Origin of the sequence: Rhodococcus sp. ARC_M6, assembly GCF_022810305.1 — a bacterium.
GTDB lineage: Bacteria > Actinomycetota > Actinomycetes > Mycobacteriales > Mycobacteriaceae > Rhodococcus_F.
Window position 1 is genome coordinate 44,775 of the sequence record NZ_JALGQH010000010.1, and the last position, 18,186, is coordinate 62,960.

Genomic DNA, 18,186 nt, shown 5'->3' on the forward strand with positions numbered 1-18,186 from the left:
TGGTATGCGAGCGTTCCGTGTGGACCTACCGTGCCTTCGGGTTGGTAGGTCCACACGTAACAGCTATTAGCGACAGTAACTTTAGGATTGGTTGCGAATCGGTCCGGGAGTCCAGGTACCGGAACGCGTTTCGGTAGTCACGTCGAGCCGGGCGGTTGTGGCCGCCGGATCGAGCGGTGTGTACTGCTCGAGCGAACCCCAATCGCGATCCCAGTCGTTGTTCAGATATGTCGGCAGTGCCGTCGCCGCGAGGAGTTGGCTGGTCCATCCGAGCGGTCCGCCGCCGAGGTGGTCTTCCCACGCGTTGGTGGATTCCGCGCCGATGCGGTCGGGCAGGATGCGCCAGTTGGGCACCTCGGCCACACCGTAGAGGTGGTCTACCGGCCGCTGGCACGGGAACGCCAAGCCCACAGCCCAGTCCATCAGTACCGGATCTGTGGATCCGACGACGTCCTGGAGCGTCCGCATCGTCGAAACCCGTGGCGGGGTGACCGCAACCCACTGCTCGCCACCGATGTCGGTATCACTGGCGACCAGACGCACGGTGTCGGCGTCGCCGGGAAGTTGATCCATCGGAACACGCAGGTTGCGCCACGACGGCGACGGACCGATGTCGATCGGATCGACGCGTCCCAGAGAAGTGACACTGCCGTCGGGCTGTTTCCGGCCGTATTCCACCTGAAGTACCGCACCGGGTGTGACGATGCCGTCGGAGTTCACGTAGCGGATGCGTCCGGCGGCAGCGATCGTCAGGACGGGTGCCGCGTCACTTCGTTCGGGAAGTCCGTACCAACCTGTGGTGAGCGAGGCCGACTGCGAAGCGCCGTAGCTACCCAGGACCGGTGTGGTCGCCGCATCGAGGCCGAACGGGAGGGCGACATCGCTGCCGTTGATTCCGGCGCCGGACCCCGCGCCACCCTCGGTTCCCGCTCCGGTGCCGGGGTTGGCTGTGGTGGACGTGTTGGTGGTGTCGAGGCTGTTGGCGCTGCCCGCAGTTTTGTCCTCGGCGTCAGCGGTGAGATCGCTGGCCACACCGTTGGGACTGAACCCGACGGCGTCACTTGCGCCGAAGGCGCCGGCGCCTTGGAGGTCCGTAGGCCGGTCGATCAGCGTGAGCAGACCGGCATCGGGATCGGCTTCGACCAGAACTTCTCCGGCCAAGCCGCATGATCCGCCGAAGACGGATTCGATGTTGGACTTGCCGATCGAGTACGCCGGATACTGCGCGACCGCGCCCTTGAGCAGGGACAATACCTCGAACAATACGACGGCAGCGGCTGCAATAGTCAAGGGTGAAGCGGCAAGCAACCGGGCTGACTTGCCGTTCTTGTCGTTGCTGTTTCCGTTCTGGAGGGGTTCGCGGACGTGGTACCACGCCGCCAACAACAGAGCGAGAATCGTCAGGCCGAGGAATCCGGTGGAGAAGCCCTTGCCGGCGATGGACGGCGGCTTGTCCCACCAGGGGACGCCGTAACTCGAGACGTACCACCAACCGTTGGAACTGGTGAAGGCAAGCGCGAGAATGAACAGGATTCCGGCGGCAAACAGTGCGCGGTTCCGTTTGGAACGCATGCTCGACGCACTCACACCAACCGCCACCAGCACCGCCACTGTCGCGGCCAGACCGGCGTACACACCGAAGTGGTGAGTCCACTTCGTCGGCGTGAACTGCATGAGGAGCAACGACGCGAATACGATGCCGAGGATGCGCCGGGACGGTCCGATCGCGGTGCCGGGAATGCGGCCCTTGCGCAGGATCATCATGACGCAGAAGACGAGTCCGAGGAGCATGACAAACATGCCGAATCGGCGGGCCAACGAGCCGTCCGGAGAGATAGTCATCAACGCGTCCCAGCGGACGCGCTCTTCGAACCACGGAACGTTGGGGCCGATAGCCGTTCTCACCCTGGTTGATTCGAGTACCGTCGCCAAAGTTTGATCGGCAAAAACAGCAACGAGCACTATGGTGCCCGCAGCAAGGATCGGCATGATCTGGGAGAAGAATCCCACTCGTTTACCCCGCGCGACCAGAATTTTCACGATGGGGCGTGCCCCGGCCAGCAGCGCGCCGATCGCGATCAGACCCGACGGACCGGCAGCGAGGGAGAATGCGGCAATCAGAACTGCCATGGCCGCGGGGAGTAATCGACCCGTGGCGATAGCGCGCTCGATGGAGCACCACGTCAGTAGAGCGCCGAGGGCAATGATCGGTTCGGGGCGCAGGCCGTTGTTGTACGGCAACCAGAACGCCAAGAACACAAGCCCGCCGGTCCAGATGGCAACCTTGTTGCGGCGCACCGCAACCCCGAGCCTCGGAATGACCTCGCGGCTGATCACCATCCAGCACAGGATCCCGGCGATCAACGCGGGCAGGCGCATCCACATACTGGCGGTGCTGACCTTCGCGAGCGTCGCGAGGACGTCGTAGTACCAACCGAACGGGGCCTCGGGTACACCGAACCAGCGGAAGTAGTTGGCCATGTATCCGGAATGCTCCGAAACCCGCGCCATGCCGAGCAGGTAACCGTCGTCAGAAGTGTTGGCGCCGAGCACATGCCACAGGAGCAGGGTTCCGATCACCACGGCGTCGATGCCGGTGAATTTCCACCAGCGTGACGGAAGGAAGCGGCGAGCGCGACGGCCGTCGACGCCGTCGATCCGATGCAGCGCGTACAGCGAAACGATGGTGGACAGTGCCGCCACGATCATCGCGAACAGTTTGATCAGTGTGGGACTGGACGAGAACCGGGAGTCGACGTCCATCTGGACGGACAGGCCGGCCGGAGCAGCGCCTTGTAGGTCGGTGAAGATTCCGACGACCTGGGGGCGGTAGTCGCCGGTCAGAGTGACCGGGGCCCGATCGGTTCCGGTCACGGTGGCGACGGTCTGCTGGTAGTCGCTGGTGATCGTGATCGCGGTGCATCCGCTGAGTTGATCGAGCGGCGCTGAGATCAGGATTGAATCGCGGGTCAGTGCTTCGAGGCTGTCAGCGGTAGTTCGGACCGTGAGTCCCCGGGCATCGCGGTCCGGTGCACCGTTCGGCATGGTCGAGACCAGTGTGCCGCCGCTTTCGCCCAGTTGGCCGAGGGTGGAGCACGGGATGGTGATGTCCAGTGTCGTCGGCGAGTACGAAATCAGCGGAGCCGAGACGCTGTTGAGTGCGCCGTCTTGCGGCCAGTTGATGCTCGCTGCTTCCTGCTTCACCGGAAGAAACGGTGTTGCCAGAGCCAAGAGCAGACCGAGCAGGCCGGTGACTATTGCGATGAGTCGCGCCGTCTTTACCCGGTGGGCGTCCGACTCGTGTGGAGTTTCGGGACCAGGCGGGAGAGGTTTCGGGGGTACTACTACTTCAGACGGCACAAGGAACGATGTTAGGCGAGTATCGCCCGTCACATCCTGAGAGACGGGCTCAGGATGCGGCTTTTTCCCGCGATTGCGGCGTTTCGAGTGTCTTGGCGAGCGTGTCGAGTGAAATGCCCAACACTTCGGCAACTGCGCTGATGGTGAAGAAGGCCGGTGTCGCGATGCGGCCCGTCTCGATCTTGCGCAGGGTCTCCACGGATATTCCGGCATCAAGTGCCACCTGGACCATGCTCCGGTCGCCGCGTGCAGAGCGCAGGAGTTCGCCCAGTCGCTGTCCTCGTTCGAGTTCTTCCGCCGTCAACGGCACACGCACCATATGCCTATAGTAATACCGGTATAGTTATTCGAAACAAGAGAAGGTGCTTCACGATGGTGGAACTGAAAACCGCAGGAGAGATCGATGCAATGGCAGCCGCAGGCAAGATCGTTGCCGACGCTCTGGCGGCGGTGCGAGAAAATGCTCGCGTCGGCGTGACGCTACTCGAGCTGGATGCGATCGCCGCAGACGTTATATCCGGGGCGGGAGCATCGCCGGTGTTCCTCAACTACGCGCCCCACGGGGCGTCGCCGTTTCCCGGTGTCATCTGCGCCAGTGTCAATGATGCTGTGGTGCACGGTATTCCGGACGCATATCGACTGAAGGATGGCGATCTGATCAGCATCGACGGAGGAGCGAAACTCGACGGTTGGTGCGGCGACTCGGCTATCAGCTTCGTTGTCGGGCAGGGGAGACGCGAGGATCAGGCATTGATCGACGCTGCCGATCAGGCGCTAGCGCTGGGCATTGCGGCCGCGATACCGGGAAATCGGTTGGGCGACATCGGGGCCGCGATCGGAAACCACGCCCGCGGTCTCGGGTACGGAATGCTCGCCGATCACGGTGGGCACGGCATCGGGCGCGAGATGCACGAAGGACCGGATGTGCCCAACGAAGGTCGCGTCGGCAAAGGCCTGCGACTTCGGCCAGGCCTTGTGATCGCCATCGAGCCGATGCTCATCGCCGACGGCACCGACGATTATCGCCACGATGCCGACGGCTGGACGTTGCGGACATTGACCGGCGCACGAGCCGCCCACAGTGAACACACGGTGGCGATCACCGAGGACGGACCGGTGATTCTGACCAGGTGACCTAGTTGGTGGTTTTGCCGCTCACGAGGCTCCGAACATCCCACACCCAGACGTCGTCGACGGGCTTGGCGTCGAAGCCCACCAAATCGTTGACAGTCTGGCGGAGGGCGTTGTCGTCGTCAGCTTTGGGGAGCACGAGGACGTCGGCGTGCCAGAACTGGAGATCGGTCAATGCATTGGCGCGGGTAGTCGCGTCGATGGCGGGGATCTGGCCCGTTTCCTTGGTCTTCACCAGGAGTGACGAGGTGGGACGTGACTCGGCGCCGTAGATGCCGCCGCGGGTGACCGAATGCGGGCCGACGAAGTAGCCGCCGGCGATCGGGAATGCAAAATCGGAGTCGACCTGCCACTGCATCGCCCGTACTTCTTCTCCGTTGGATACGGGCACCGATACGAGAGAGCCGTCGCTGACGTACCGCTCCCACGATCCGCTGCTGATGAACTCGGGAGTGGCCGGGCGCTCGACGGTATCGATGCGCGTCGGAATGAGAACAACCGATGCGATCGCCAACACGATCAACCAGGCGCCGGGCACGATGCGACGTGGGATGCGCGGATCTCGAATTTCGACCAGCGCGCGGTACGTGCCGAGTGTCAGAAGCAGGCCGATGGCGGGAATCGCACCCATCGCGAAGCGTGACTCCAACACCGACTCGAACAGTGGCAAGTGCGCCAGGAACTTCCACGGCAAGGTGATGCCGGTGTGATCGCCGTTGTACACAAGCTCGGATCCCAGCGATAGCACGCCCATGAACACGATGACAGCTGCGCCCGCGCGAACGAGTTTGTTCTTCCACAGCCACACAGTTCCGCCGAGGATCAGTATGACGATCGGCCAACCGAAGTACGCGTTCTCCTCGGTGGGGTTCATTCGGAACTCGGCGCCGTTCGAGTCGCCGCCAACGGATTCGGTCGGAAGGGTAGTGAATGCCCCGAAGTCGGCTCCGGCTTGACCGTGGCCGACACCGTCATAGCTGGCGGGGCCGAAGAACTGTGAGTACAGCGGAATTGCCGTGATGAGAATGGACACGATCGCGCCGACGGCCAGGCCGGGCAAGCTGCGCCTGATCGCGGCTCGTGCTTTGGCGAAATCCGAGCACGCATAGGCCGCGCCGAACACGAGCGCGGACATCGTGAAGATGAGAAGCGGTTCTTCGCCGAGGAAGATCTGCCAGGCCATCAGCAGTCCCAGGATGATGCCGTCCCGGACCGGCTTGGTTCCACGTGAAACGCGGATGACCTGCATGAAAATGAACGGAATTACGAAGAAGCCGACAAAGTTCGGGTGTCCGTTGGCGTGCGAGATCATGGCCGGGGCAAATCCGCAGAATGCGCCACCGGCTGCAGCTGCAAATTTGGTGCGGATGGAATCGCCGGTCAGGACGTGACGGGAAAAAGTCCAGTACCAGGCAATTGCGGTACCAGCGAGGCCTAGCGTCAACCCGATCGCGTACGCCGGTGTCGGACCGAAGATTAGCGTGAGCGGCGCCAGCGGCATGCTGATGCCGAACATTGCGGTGTTGGCCATCAGATTCACACCGAGCGGGTAGTTCAGTAGGTCGCTGTACAGCGGCGTGCGGAACTGCGAGAGAGCGTGAGCCGTATCGGCGAAGAACCATTCCCACATGGACTGGTCGCGGCCGGCATTGACCAGGTATCCGGATTCCAGATTGCGCCAGAGGTTCGACATCACCCACACAGCAGCGAGGACGAAGATCACCATGATCGCCAGATCGATCATTCGACTGCGGTTGACGACTGAACGGATCCGCCCGGGGGTTGCCTCGACCAGTTGTTGTCGGCTTTCGGACAGAGTCTCGGTCATGCAGTCGGAGCCTTCCGGATGTCATCCATCTCAGTGGTTACGAGGTGGCAACTCAGGTATCGATTCGGTAACTTCTCCCGTCAGCCTAACGAACAATGTGTTCACATTTCGCCGACAGTGCGGTGAGCGGGATATTTGGGACACGTCCATTCGTCGATTTTGGATCTGACGTGCTCGGATCGAGATCATCGGCCGCCGCAGTTTGACGGCTTTGTGACGTGGGTACCTCCGAAGAGTCTTGCTCGAATTCGTGCAACTCGAATTCGTTGACACAGCCTCGACGAATTCTGTTCTGTCCACGAACCGGAAATTCGTCCGGGGCCACTACCGGATGGGATGGTGCTTGTGCATGACGACTCCACGGGCTTGTGACGGCGCAGCGACTGAGAACAGTGTGGGAAGAAAGTCTCGTATCGGCGTGGTCGGGGCCGTCGCGGCCCTTGCTATCGCCTTAGGCAGCACCAGTGCATCGGCCGGCGTCGACAACGCCAGTTCGATTGTCGACTCCAAAGGAAACCGGATAGAAGTCCTGCAAATGGACACGTCAATCCATACCGTTCCGCCGCTCGACAGTTCCCCGCTCAGCGTCGAGTTCTTCCACGACGGAATTGCAAGCGTAAAGATCGACGGACCAGGCGCCGACAGTTTCACCGGCACGAAGCTGACAATCGGCTATCAGATCGGTTATCCGATCGCCTTGGCCGGTGCAACTGTCGTGCTCAACACTCCGGGACTCGACTGGGGCGTGACCGGTGGAACGAATCTCGGTATCGGCGATATCGCGAACGAGCCGATTCTGGGACTCGACATCTCGAACGGTTTTGTGATCGGTGGAGACATCATTCCGTCGCAGGAACTTGATGTTGATCTGTCTCCGGGCGGAATCACCGATGTCGCATTGCTGGAGGGCCAGTCGTTCGACGGTCCGGAAGCGTCGGTGCGGTTGTCCGGAGTTCACGGGTATGTGCAGGGCGCCCTCGGACCGGTAACCATTCGGCCATATGCAAAGGCGGTCACGTCCAATGGTGACACGGTAGTGACTTACGGTGCGCCGCAGCGTCTTCAAGGTTAGGGGCTGATGCGACTCAACAACCCTCGCCGTTACGCTGCAATAGCGTGACGGCGAGAGTTGTTGCTGCCCTCAGGGTTCGACCTGGTTTTTGAATCTGAACTCGCCCAACTGTGTGTGCGCGAGTGTCGAACAATTTTCACGACGATCGCTACCGATGCCCAGATGGTGCATACCGCCGTCACGAGCAACAAGACCATCCAGTCGTGCGCGAAGAGTCCGATGATCGCGCCGACAGTGAAGGCAAGTGACACATTCACGACACGTCCGGATGCATCTGAGGAGAGTAGAAAATCCACAGCAGGCTCGATGTTGTCCGAGGCTCCACTGTCCAGCGAGGGGCGTTCCTGCACAGGAAGATCCAAGAGGTCGCCCCACTCCTGGAGTGCGACCGTATGTGCAGTATCCGCGGGAAGGTCGTCCGGAGGTCGCGCGGCGGAGACATCGATCAGTGCCCGCGCCAGAGTGAGCACTTCGACGCGATGGCGGATGGCAACACCCAGCAACTCGTGGAACGCTTGCTCCGCGCCGTACGGCCGCCCCCGCGCAATGACAAGAGTGTGCTCCGCTGCATCCAAGATTGCGCGATGCGGAACCAATTCGCGACTCGGCGCAAAGAGTTCGCTCAATGTCATCACCTGCCCCGGCAAGATGGTGGATGCAGTTGCTGTCAACTGCCCCATGTAACAGCCGAATACCCCGGAGATGACGGCGACAAACTCGGTGTGAACGGTTGGACTTACCTCGCCGGTGCAGGTGCGTTCAAGGCCCCGAGGCAACTTTCGATCAGATCGGCGACGATCGGCGCAGACTCTGCCGGTCCGTGAATTCTGCCTTCCCAGGTGGCAAAAGTTACGACACTGAGAACCGCCAGCGTGCCCGTTCGCAACTCCGCGATATCGGCCGGCAACGGGGAGATGGACTCGATCCGGCGTCGAACGTCCCGGAAACTCTCAGCGCGCATGTGTTCACGGATGGTCGACGACATCGCCGGATCAAAAATCGACTGCACCAGGAACCGAGCGTACAAACTGTGCTCACGTTCGATGGTTTGCTCCGCCAACGGCAGGATCAACGCTTCCACCAGTTGGCGCATGGTGGGAGGCTGCGGCCCGAGGTCGATTGCGTCGAGGAGTTCACGGCGACGCTCCCCGGCAGGCTTCATCCGCGAATCGACCACCGCTGTCAGCAACCCTTCACGTGAACCGAAGTGGTACTGCGCGGCCGACTTGTTTGCCTGCCCCGCTTCAGTTTGGACATCACGCAAGGTCATCGCGGCCAGGCCACGCTCTGCCACCAATCGCTCGGCCGCATCGATCATTGCCGCTCGGGCATCGGTTCTCGTCACCGTATGAAGTTAGGGTGCGGAGGGCACTGCGTCAACGCCCTCGTCAGGAAGCCCACTGTGAGGTCTATCCCGGTCGGCTTGCGCCGGTGCGGGTTACCACCACAAATGGTCCCTGCTCGGTAACTGTGAACTGCGGGCTGTCGAACAGTTCTTTCGGGAATGTGACTGTGTATCGGCGAACATTGGGATCGTTGGGATAGACGTCCTCGGCCAGACGCAAGGTGTAGCCGTCGGCTCCCTGGCGGAAGACGAAGGCGTCGGGTGCCCGCCACGGTGCGGAATCCAAAGCCGCGATCAGCTCGTCGGACGTATCGAGTTCCGACCACTTCTTGATCAGTTCCGCGCGAGCGCGGAAGTCTGCCAACGGATTTGCGTAGTGCGACGTGAGTCCCTGGAACCCGTAGTACGGGTAGAAGCTCAAAAATCCGATGTCGGCCGTCAGCACCACGAGGTCATGGGGTTCGCGACCCAACTGCTCGCGAATGATGCGATCGACGTCGGCATAATTCGCTTCGGCTCCGGGCGGACGTTTGTCGCCCCGTTCGCCGTTGCCGTCAGTATCGCTGTAGGCGACAGCGATATCCGGTGCCAATACTTGTGGGATGTTCTGCGCGAAAGCAATTGTGCCGATCACGCCGAGTGCAACCAACACTGCCTTGACCCGAGGATTCTCACTTGTGGCCAACACAATCCATCCCGCGAACTCGAAGAACCCGAACACGCCGGCTGCTGCGAGGAGGGCAATGAGTACGGGTTCAAGTCGGAATCCGAGGAGGGTGGTGCCCGCGACGGTGACCGTCATAGACAGTAGAGCCCACAGGTAGACGGAGATAACGCCGATCCCCAGCGCACGTGCGCGGCGTGAGAACAGGAAACGGGAAATCAACCAGACGGTGCCCAACATGCAGAGCGCGCCGACGAGTGAGAATTTCAGCATCGGGAAGGGCAGTACCGCACCGGAATCCGGCAGGTAGTGCATCGCTGTGCCGGACTCCGCGGTAGCGCCCGAGAGGGCCTTGATCAGATAGGGAGCCCACACGATCAGCGCAACCAGGCCGGAGATTACCGCGATTGCTGCCAACCGAACCAGCGGCCCCAGTGCGGCTTTCCAGGTGTTTTGGGCGCGCGCGGCGAGTACCGCGGCAATGACCCCCATCAACGTCACGGCAAAGGCAGTGAACCCGAGATACAAGGTGTAGACGGTTGCGGCGAATCCGAGGAACAAACCGGTGCCCAGAACAGCGCCCGCTCCGGCGAAGCGTTGTGCGCCCGGCCGATCCAGCGCGCCCCACGCCAAGATCAGTACCGGCGGAATCAGCAGGTTGACGACGGCGCCGTAGGCCTCAGGAGAGTTGTACGCCAACACGACTGCCGTGACGGCCAATGCGGCGACAACAGCCCAATCGCGTCGAATCAGCTTGGTCCACAACACCAGTGCGACAACGGCAACTACCGCCAATGAGCCGATTGCGTAAGGCTTGAACGCTTCCCAGCCGTCCATTCCCAGCAGGTTCGCGACCCGTCCGCCGATCCAGAACCAGCCGGCCGGATAGAAGGGCGGCAGATCGACGTACGTCATGTCATGCAGCGCAGCAGAATCCGTGAGCCTGGTCAGGTACTCGGTGCGAAACTGTTGATCGACGGAAACCCCGTGCAGATACAAGGTTGTCGCAGCGAGGGGAAGCCCGAGCGTCGTCGTCACGAATCCCGAGAGTCCAGCCCACGACAGGAGTTTCGCGAAACGTTCGGCTTTTCGGGCGCGGAACATTAGAACGGCAATGCCGATTACGGCGATACAGACGACCTGCAGGACCGTCGTGACAGCCTGCGTGACATTCGACGACGTGAACGCCGGCCAGTCGACCTTGCTGAAAGCGAACAGTCCTACCGCCGCAACGGCGACGGCCACGAATGCAGCGAGCAGCATTTCCACCACCGTCGCCGCGGCATTACGCCACGGCGACGGGGACAGATTCTTCAGAGCAGGCTCAGTTGTTGTCTGTGACACGAAAAGAGCTTAGACCGGCAACTTCCGGAAAACCGCGCGCGGGACGTGGCGCAGGCCCATCATCACGAAGCGGAACGGACCCGGAGCCCAGACGATTTCCTTGCCCTTGTCGGACGCTGCAACAGCGAGCTTCGCGACGTCTTCCTTGTTGACAGTGAGCGGCGCTTCCTTGACGTGGGCGCTGAACTTGGTACGCACCATGCCCGGACGTACCACCGTCACACTCGGCCCGAACTCTGCCAACGCCTCGCCGAGGCCCAGGTAGAAGCCGTCCAGGCCGGCCTTGGTGGAGCCGTAGACGAAGTTGGCGCGCTTAACGCGCTCACCGGCAACCGAGGACATCGCGATGATCTTGCCGAAGCCCTGAGCCTTCATCTTTTCGCCGATCAACACACCGACGGACACTGCCGCGGTGTAGTTGACGTTTGCGACCAGCACAGCTTTGCGCTGGTTCTGCCACAGTTCCTCGGGGTCGCCGTCCAGGCCGAATGCAACGATCGCGACGTCGACGTCGCCGCCGGACCATGCCGCATCGATGACCTTGGGGTGGCTGTCGAAGGCCACGGCGTCGAAGTCGACAACCTCGACCTTGGTGGCGCCCTTGGCTTCCAACTGCTTGACCGCGGCATCGCTGCCGGGATCACCGGGGAGCGTCGCCAGAATGACGCGAACCGGCGCCTTCTTCAGGTACTCCTCGCACATAGCGAGGCCGATCTCGGATGTTCCACCGAGAAGTAAAACAGTTTGCGGGTTACCTACAGCGTTGATCACAGTTCCAGCCTTCTGGACATATCGGAGGCGAAAACGCCTGTGGGGTCATACTTTCGGCGCGTCGCGATCCACTCGTCGATGCGCGGGTACATGGCGTGGAAGGTTTCTGCGGACGTCCGCGAATCCTTGGCCGTGTACAGGCGTCCACCGAATTCGAGGACACGCTTGTCGAGTTCGGTGACAAACTCGTTGAGCCCCGGCTTGATGCGGAAGTCGACGCAGATGTTCCAGCCCGGGATCGGGAAGCTGAGCGGTGCCTGATTGCCCTCGCCGAAGAGTTTGAACACATTGAGGAACGAGTGGTGCCCGCTACGCTGAATGTCGACGATGATCTTCTTGAACTCTTCGACCGCCTCCGGCGGCACCACGAACTGGTACTGCAGGAAACCGTTGGATCCGTAGGCGCGGTTCCACTCACCGAACATGTCGAGCGGGTGGTAGAACTGCGTCAGGTTCTGGACTTTGCCCTGGTAGTTGCCCGCCTTGCGGAACCAGACCTCGCCGATCGCGCTGAAGTTGAACTTGTTGGCGAGGCCGTTCGGGAAGACGTCCGGGAACGTCAGCAGCTGCGGCGCGTCGAACGCGAGGGGGTCCTTCTGTAACTTGGTGGGAAGCTGATCGAGCTTCGCCAGGGAACCACGCGAGACTGCCGCGCGGCCGAGCTTCGGGGGCGCGGAGATCGCGTCGAACCAGGCGCTCGAGTACTCGTAGTTGGCTTCGCTACCGTCGCTGTGCAGCGCAATGGTCTCGTCGAGAGTGTGGGTGACATCGCCGTCGGCGATGAAGTACGCCGTTTCGGTAGGCGTCATCTTGATGGTCGCGCGCAAGATGATGCCGGTCAGGCCCATGCCGCCGATGGTGGCCCAGAAGAGAGCAGCCTTGGGATCGTTGCGCCCGCCCTTGGGGGTGAGGGTACGAACCTTGCCGTCGGCCGTCAGCAGATCCATCGACACGACGTGGTTGCCGAAGCTGCCCGCGCTGTGGTGGTTCTTGCCGTGAATGTCGGATCCGATGGCGCCGCCGATCGTGACCTGGCGAGTACCCGGCAACACCGGAACCCACAGGCCGAACGGCAGAGCAGCCTTCATCAGCTGATCCAGATTCACTCCGGCGTCGACGTCCACCAAAGCGGTGTCACGATCGATCCGATGAATACGGTTGAGCGCATTCATGTCGATGACCAAGCCGCCGGCATTCTGCGCCGGATCACCGTACGAGCGGCCGAGACCGCGCGCGATGACACCACGTCGCAAGTGCGACGGCTTGGACTCGTTCTTTTCCGCAACCTGGGCAACCGCGCTTGCGATTACTTCCACGTCGGGGGTGGACAACACCTGTGCGGTGGTGGCGGCGGTGCGTCCCCAACCGGTGAGGGTGCGGGCTTGGGTGTGGAGAGCCTGCTGCGGCGTCTCTTCTGCTGTCGTGGACATCAAGGTAGAGGTTACCTGGGAGTAGTGCGGATAGCTTCGGCTCGAGTGGTTACTCTCGTCGTCGTGCCTGAAACGCCTGCGAACCACCAGCACGAACCCCATGTCCCGTTGCCGGTGGAGATCCCCGTCACGACGGACCTCGCCGATGATGCAATGGACCTGAAAACGCAGATCATCCGGTTTGTAGCGACCGGCGGGTTGTCGGCGGTCGTAGATTACGGGCTGTACGTGCTGCTCCTCGCGCTGGGATTGCCGCGCATCGCCGCAAAATCGCTGAGCTTCGTCGCGGGCACCACGACGGCATATCTCATTAATCGCCGGTGGACGTTCAAGGCCGAGCCGTCGCGTACGCGGTTCATCGCTGTTGTGGTGCTGTATGCCGTGACTTTCGGGATCCAGGTCTGGCTCAACGAGCTGATGAACCAGGTTTTCGACGACCAGTGGTGGAGTCTGCCCTTGGCCTTCGTCATTGCGCAGGGCACCGCGACGGTCATCAACTTCATCGTTCAGCGGGCTGTGATCTTTAAAATCAAGTAACGGTTCGGGGTGAATTAGCGTATTCGTCCGGTTTCTCGAGAGAGAATCGAGACCATGATCATCGTCCTCGATTCCTCCGCCCTGTCTCGGGGTGTGCGGTTCGACAATTCCATTGCCGACGCCAAGGCCCGCGGACTCCGCGTAGTCGTACCCCACCTGGTAGTTCTCGACGTAGCCAACCGCTACCGCGCGGAATCCGCAGAGATGATCGCCGCGCTGAGTGCGTCGGCACGGATGTACGACCGACTCGGCCTACGCCGAGACCTCACTCGATTCATCGACGCGGCCCACGACAAAGCTGACGGGTATGTCCAAGACGTTGTGGACGATCTCCGGCAGATCGGAGTCGAGGTTGTCGATCCAGTCGAGGTGTCGCACATCGAGATCGCCGAACGGGCAATCTCGATGCGCAGGCCGTACGTCGACAAGAAAAAGCGCGACGGATATCCCGCGACCCTGAACTGGCTGACAGTGCTCGATCTTGCCGACCGGAACCCGGGCGTCGAAGTGCTCTGGGTGAGTGACGATGCGCGCGCGTTCGGGGACTCCGGCGACGCATCGTGGCACGAAGATCTTGTTTGCGAACTCGAATCGCGTGGACTTGCCAGTCACGTCCGGTGGGCGCAGGAGTTCCCCGTATTCGACGGGCCGGCGCAGATCGAGGAGTCTGTCGAGGCGGAAGTTGTCACGCCGGAACTGGTTGCGCCGGTGATAGTTGCGACTGACGTCGTTGCAGTGACAATTGCGACTGACGTCGTTGCAGTGACAATTGCGACTGACGTCGTTGCGGTGGACGTTGTCGAGGAGTTTGCCGAAGAGCGTGTGGTTGCTGTGGGGCCGACGCCTGTTGAACGGGTTGTTGCGGCACCTGCACCTGCACCTGCACCTGCACCTAAGCCTGTGCAGCGGGCTGCTCGGACCCGAGTCGCACCACAGCGCATTCCACCCGCTCCGAAAGCGTCGACCGGTGGTTTGCGCAATCTCGGCAAGGTCATCGGCGGACGGAAAAGGAAAATGACGATCGTCGAGGATCTTGACGAAGTCGACCTCTTCGGAAGCTGATCGCTTCTAACCTCAACGGATGTCTCTGACGCCGATAGTCACTCGCCGGACCGGTATGCGGTACGGCAGGCCCAGTCTCGAATCGCAGGTTCTGTACAACGCGTGCCGCTGGATGGTTCGTCCGGTGGTGGGAGTTGCGCCGCTGACGCTCGGCGCCATTCGACGTGCTTCGGTTCTGGATACTGCGGCGGGGGTGCGGATTCCGTCGGGCATCGATCGAGAAGCCGTGCGCTTTCCGGGTTTCGACGGCGAATTGGTGCATATCGCCGGCTCGACCGCCGATATTCGTGACGGTGTTGTCCTGTACCTGCACGGCGGGGGGTTCATGTGTTGCGGCCTCAACACACATCGTCCGGTGGTTGCGAGTATTGCCAAACGAACAGGTCTGCCGGTGTTGCATCTCGCGTATCGGCAGTTGCCGACTACGTCCATCAGTGGGTCGGTCGACGATTGCCTCAGTGCCTATCGATGGCTCCTGACGCAGGGCGCTTTGCCGGAGAAGACGGTATTCGTGGGTGATTCGGCGGGTGGATTCCTGGTGTTCGCAACGGCATTGGCGGCCGCTGCTGCCGGACTCGCAGTTCCGGCCGGGTTGGTCGGACTGTCGCCGCTCCTTGATCTGGACTGCACCACGAAAGCTGTTCACGCCAATGCCCGACGCGATGTCATTGCTCCGGTATCAGCCTTGGCGGCCATCGGAAAATTGGGTGGTAAGGCGTTGTCGCCCATTGACGGCGACCTTGCCGGCCTGCCGCCGTCGCTGCTGATCGCGGCCGAATCCGAAGTGCTCCGAGTCGATTCGGAACTGATGGCGCAGCGGCTTTCATCAGCTGGAGTCGAATGTTCGCTGCAGATTTGGAACGGTCAAATTCACGCATTTCCGGCGGTGTTGCCGAGTCTGCCGGAAAGTCGGGCTGCGCTTCGCGACGTCGCAAAATTCATCTCGATTCGCATCGCCTGAGTTTTTGTCGGACCCCAGGTTTAAGGTTTGGAGCAAGTTCGAACCGGGGGGTTCTTGTGGACGAAATCGAGCCAGATGACGGTGGGCATGGTGACCTGACCGATGTGTTGTTGTGCGCTGCTGAAGAGTTGGTGCAATGTCCTGTTTCTGTGCTCACGGAGGATGCCGTTCTCGAGTCTCTACGACGGTTGGAGAGAATTGTTCGGTTTCTGGATGCCATTGCATACCAGCTTATTTCGGAGTGCCTGAGTCGTAGTCTGCACATCCGGCACGGATTGCGCTCACCCCATCAACTGCTCATCCAGACGCTGAGAATTTCCGCGACTGATGCGTCGCGGCGAGTGCGGGCGGCAAAGTCTGTGGTGCAGCGGGTTTCACCTCTGGGGGAATCACTTCCGGCGGTACTGGCAGGAACGGGAGAAGGCGTGCGGGACGGTGACATTGGCCGTGACCACATTTCGTCCATTGCTGATGTAATGCACAAGGTTCCGAACGCCGTCGATTTCGAAGCGCGCCAAAGCCTCGAGATGATCCTGGCCGAGTATGCCCGAACCGGGACTCCCGAGGGAGTCACTGCAGCGGGGGTCGAGGCATTGGCCTGGCTCAATCCGGATGGCGCACTCACCGACGACAGAGATCGGCGCCGCCGACGGTATCTCAATGTCCGGCACCAAGATGTGGATCTGATGTCGCGGATTTCTGGCGAACTGGATCCGGTCGCGCGTGCACGACTCGATGTGGTTCTGGCCAAGTGGGCGAGGCCCGGCATGAACAACCCGGATGATCCCGAATCGCCGACCGGAGACAGCAGTGAAGTGCGCGAGTCCGACATCGTTGCGGCCGCAGCACGAGACACCCGCTCCGCAGGTCAACGGAACCACGACGCGTTCTCGGCGCTGCTCAAATGTGTGCTCGACGACGGCATATTGGGCAAGCACCGCGGCCTCCCGGCAACCGTGATCATCACTATGACGTTGGCGCAGTTGGAGGAATCGATCGGAGGTGTGGCAACCACCGCGACCGGCGGAATTCTTCCCATTCACGAGGCACTGGCGATGGCTGAAAAAGCACATCCGGTGCTGGTTCTCTTCGATCAGAACGGCCGACCACTACATTTCGGTCGAGGAAAACGGTTGGCCTCCGTCGACCAGAGGTTGGCTCTCATCGCTGCAGATCGGGGGTGCACCAGACCGAATTGTGATGCCCCGCCGTCGCGGTGTGCGGTGCACCACATGGCCGAATGGAATGACAAAGGCCGCACTGACATCGACAACCTCACACTTGCTTGCGACAGCTGTCATGGTTCGGTGAAGCAGGGCGGCGAGGGCTGGAAAACCAATCCTCGGACCGGCGATGACGCCTATGCCGGCAGAACCGAGTGGACACCACCCGCACACATAGATCCGGAACGACGCCCGCGAGTCAACTTTCGGCACCATCCGAGTGAGCTACTGGATCGTGCCTACGCAATCATCCGGCGTCGCAATCACACTCAGCGCCGCGAGAAAGCGGGTCGGCAGGATTCATCCGGTGACGACGCAGATCCCGGAGCGATCTGAATTACCGCGGCGGGCCCTCGTCCAGGACGAGGGACCCGGCGGCCGGCTGACCCTGTGCGTCGGTCCACTTCACATCGATGGCGTCGCCGGGTTTTCGTGAGCTCATCACTGAGTTGAGATCTGCGGACGAAGTTATGGGGGTGCCGCCGAATTCGGTGATGACGGCACCCTTGGTGAGACCTGCCTTCTCGGCGGGTGAATCAAAGCTCACAGCAACAACTTCCGCTCCGGGCGAGGCGTCGCGGTGATCCTTGACGGCTACGCCGAGAATTGGTGTCGGGCCGACACGAACCGTCTCCGAGGAGAGTCCGCTGAGTACTTGGTCGACAACGGGAAGGGCGATATCAATGGGTATAGCGTACGACTGTGGGGCGGGCGAGGTTTCGGTGCGATCAGCAATGGCGTTGCCGGCACTGCTGACACCGATAAGCTCGGCAGCGGCGTTCACCAGAGGACCGCCGGAATCGCCGGGCCGGATGTCGGCGTCTACTTCGATAAGGCCCATTAGCTGGTTTCGTGATCCGTCCGTCGAATTGCGGGTATTGACCGTGACGCCCAAGTTGGTGATGACTCCGGGTGCAGGCAGTGGAACACCCTCGCCTTCGGCGTTTCCGATCGCAGTGATCGGATCGCCTCGCTTGGCGTTTTCGGCCGTGCCTACAGTCGCGCTGGGAAGATTGGATGCGCCGGCCAACCGAAGCACCGCGAGATCTTGATCGCTGTCGTAGCCGAGCACCTCGACGTCGTAGATCAGGCCGTTGGACATACTTGTCGCAGTAATCTCGGAACCTCCGCTGATGACGTGGTGGTTGGTTAACACCACTCCGTCAGGAGAGAGAACGATGCCGGTTCCGGCGGTGGTGGTGAATCCTCCGGAGGAAGTGATCGTCACGATGCTGGGGACCACCCGTGCCGCGAGTTCTTCGGGTGTGAGCGAGACGATCGGTGACGGCGGGGCGGTAGTGATAACCGTGACGGGCGCAGATTCTGTGGTGCCGGGATACGTTCCAGGTGTGAGAGGCGGCGCGACCAATGCGAGCCCACCCAGTCCCAATACGAGTAGCCCGGCCAGCCACAGGCTACGTTTTCCGCTGCGTTTCCTCATCGGTCGACCCATATCGT

The 18,186-nt window shown here is 61.5% G+C and carries 15 protein-coding genes; 6 read left to right on the plus strand and 9 right to left on the minus strand.

The window, feature by feature from the left end:
- Nucleotides 1–81: 81 nt before the first annotated feature.
- A complete protein-coding gene (locus tag MTX36_RS13150; RefSeq protein WP_374230478.1) occupies nt 82–3,360 on the minus strand; it encodes an arabinosyltransferase domain-containing protein in 3,279 nt (1,092 codons plus the stop codon).
- A gap of 49 nt (nt 3,361–3,409) precedes the next feature.
- Nucleotides 3,410–3,679 carry a helix-turn-helix domain-containing protein gene (locus MTX36_RS13155; protein ID WP_243620176.1) on the minus strand — a complete coding sequence of 90 codons (270 nt, stop codon included), beginning with the start codon at nt 3,677–3,679 and terminating at the stop codon, nt 3,410–3,412.
- A 53-nt stretch (nt 3,680–3,732) separates the two neighbouring features.
- On the opposite strand from MTX36_RS13155, the gene map reads away from it, so the two are divergent.
- Nucleotides 3,733–4,494, plus strand: a complete 762-nt coding sequence (gene map, locus MTX36_RS13160; protein ID WP_243620177.1) for a type I methionyl aminopeptidase — start codon at nt 3,733–3,735, stop codon at nt 4,492–4,494.
- Between the two features lies 1 nt (nt 4,495).
- Here map and MTX36_RS13165 read toward each other — a convergent pair whose 3' ends face one another.
- Nucleotides 4,496–6,319 (minus strand): DUF6541 family protein, encoded by a 1,824-nt coding sequence (locus MTX36_RS13165; RefSeq protein ID WP_243620178.1) that lies wholly within the window; start codon nt 6,317–6,319, stop codon nt 4,496–4,498.
- A gap of 349 nt (nt 6,320–6,668) precedes the next feature.
- On the opposite strand from MTX36_RS13165, the gene MTX36_RS13170 reads away from it, so the two are divergent.
- Complete coding sequence (locus tag MTX36_RS13170; protein ID WP_243620179.1) at nt 6,669–7,391, plus strand: MspA family porin; 723 nt, start codon at nt 6,669–6,671, stop codon at nt 7,389–7,391.
- A 29-nt stretch (nt 7,392–7,420) separates the two neighbouring features.
- On the opposite strand, the gene MTX36_RS13175 is transcribed toward MTX36_RS13170, so the two are convergent.
- The 5 genes from MTX36_RS13175 to MTX36_RS13195 form a co-directional block, all read right to left on the minus strand.
- Nucleotides 7,421–8,062 carry a hypothetical protein gene (locus MTX36_RS13175; protein WP_243620180.1) on the minus strand — a complete coding sequence of 214 codons (642 nt, stop codon included), beginning with the start codon at nt 8,060–8,062 and terminating at the stop codon, nt 7,421–7,423.
- A 65-nt stretch (nt 8,063–8,127) separates the two neighbouring features.
- Nucleotides 8,128–8,736, minus strand: a complete 609-nt coding sequence (locus MTX36_RS13180; RefSeq protein WP_243620181.1) for a TetR/AcrR family transcriptional regulator — start codon at nt 8,734–8,736, stop codon at nt 8,128–8,130.
- Nucleotides 8,737–8,800: 64 nt separating this feature from the next.
- Entirely contained in the window at nt 8,801–10,663 is a 1,863-nt protein-coding gene (locus MTX36_RS13185; protein WP_243620291.1) for a galactan 5-O-arabinofuranosyltransferase, read from the minus strand.
- A 90-nt stretch (nt 10,664–10,753) separates the two neighbouring features.
- Nucleotides 10,754–11,515: a decaprenylphospho-beta-D-erythro-pentofuranosid-2-ulose 2-reductase gene (locus MTX36_RS13190; protein WP_094270748.1), complete on the minus strand. Its 762-nt coding sequence runs from the start codon at nt 11,513–11,515 to the stop codon at nt 10,754–10,756.
- On the minus strand, nt 11,512–12,945 hold the full coding sequence (locus tag MTX36_RS13195) for an FAD-binding oxidoreductase (RefSeq protein ID WP_243620182.1): 1,434 nt from the start codon (nt 12,943–12,945) through the stop codon (nt 11,512–11,514). The genes MTX36_RS13190 and MTX36_RS13195 overlap by 4 nt, the downstream gene beginning before the upstream one ends.
- Nucleotides 12,946–12,990: 45 nt before the next feature.
- Between MTX36_RS13195 and MTX36_RS13200 the strand changes: the two genes are divergently transcribed.
- From MTX36_RS13200 to MTX36_RS13215, 4 genes are read left to right on the plus strand one after another with little or no spacing between them, the layout of a single operon-like run.
- Nucleotides 12,991–13,482: a GtrA family protein gene (locus tag MTX36_RS13200; protein ID WP_374230479.1), complete on the plus strand. Its 492-nt coding sequence runs from the start codon at nt 12,991–12,993 to the stop codon at nt 13,480–13,482.
- A 54-nt stretch (nt 13,483–13,536) separates the two neighbouring features.
- Entirely contained in the window at nt 13,537–14,544 is a 1,008-nt protein-coding gene (locus tag MTX36_RS13205) for a PIN domain-containing protein (RefSeq protein WP_243620183.1), read from the plus strand.
- Nucleotides 14,545–14,563: 19 nt separating this feature from the next.
- Nucleotides 14,564–15,505 (plus strand): alpha/beta hydrolase, encoded by a 942-nt coding sequence (locus MTX36_RS13210; protein WP_243620184.1) that lies wholly within the window; start codon nt 14,564–14,566, stop codon nt 15,503–15,505.
- Between the two features lie 56 nt (nt 15,506–15,561).
- Entirely contained in the window at nt 15,562–17,064 is a 1,503-nt protein-coding gene (locus MTX36_RS13215) for an HNH endonuclease signature motif containing protein (protein ID WP_243620185.1), read from the plus strand.
- 1 nt (nt 17,065) lies between these two features.
- On the opposite strand, the gene MTX36_RS13220 is transcribed toward MTX36_RS13215, so the two are convergent.
- Nucleotides 17,066–18,169, minus strand: coding sequence for a S1C family serine protease (locus MTX36_RS13220; protein ID WP_243620186.1), 1,104 nt, complete (start codon nt 18,167–18,169; stop codon nt 17,066–17,068).
- Nucleotides 18,170–18,186 lie beyond the last annotated feature (17 nt).

Excerpts from the sequence above, each read along its gene's own strand:
- MTX36_RS13155 (WP_243620176.1), bottom strand. The coding sequence starts at position 3,679 with ATGGTGCGTGTGCCGTTGACGGCGGAAGAACTCGAACGAGGACAGCGA.
- map (WP_243620177.1), top strand. The coding sequence starts at position 3,733 with ATGGTGGAACTGAAAACCGCAGGAGAGATCGATGCAATGGCAGCCGCA.
- MTX36_RS13165 (WP_243620178.1), bottom strand. The coding sequence starts at position 6,319 with ATGACCGAGACTCTGTCCGAAAGCCGACAACAACTGGTCGAGGCAACC.
- MTX36_RS13170 (WP_243620179.1), top strand. The coding sequence starts at position 6,669 with ATGACGACTCCACGGGCTTGTGACGGCGCAGCGACTGAGAACAGTGTG.
- MTX36_RS13185 (WP_243620291.1), bottom strand. The coding sequence starts at position 10,663 with ATGCTGCTCGCTGCATTCGTGGCCGTCGCCGTTGCGGCGGTAGGACTG.
- MTX36_RS13195 (WP_243620182.1), bottom strand. The coding sequence starts at position 12,945 with ATGTCCACGACAGCAGAAGAGACGCCGCAGCAGGCTCTCCACACCCAA.
- MTX36_RS13205 (WP_243620183.1), top strand. The coding sequence starts at position 13,537 with ATGATCATCGTCCTCGATTCCTCCGCCCTGTCTCGGGGTGTGCGGTTC.
- MTX36_RS13210 (WP_243620184.1), top strand. The coding sequence starts at position 14,564 with ATGTCTCTGACGCCGATAGTCACTCGCCGGACCGGTATGCGGTACGGC.
- MTX36_RS13220 (WP_243620186.1), bottom strand. The coding sequence starts at position 18,169 with ATGAGGAAACGCAGCGGAAAACGTAGCCTGTGGCTGGCCGGGCTACTC.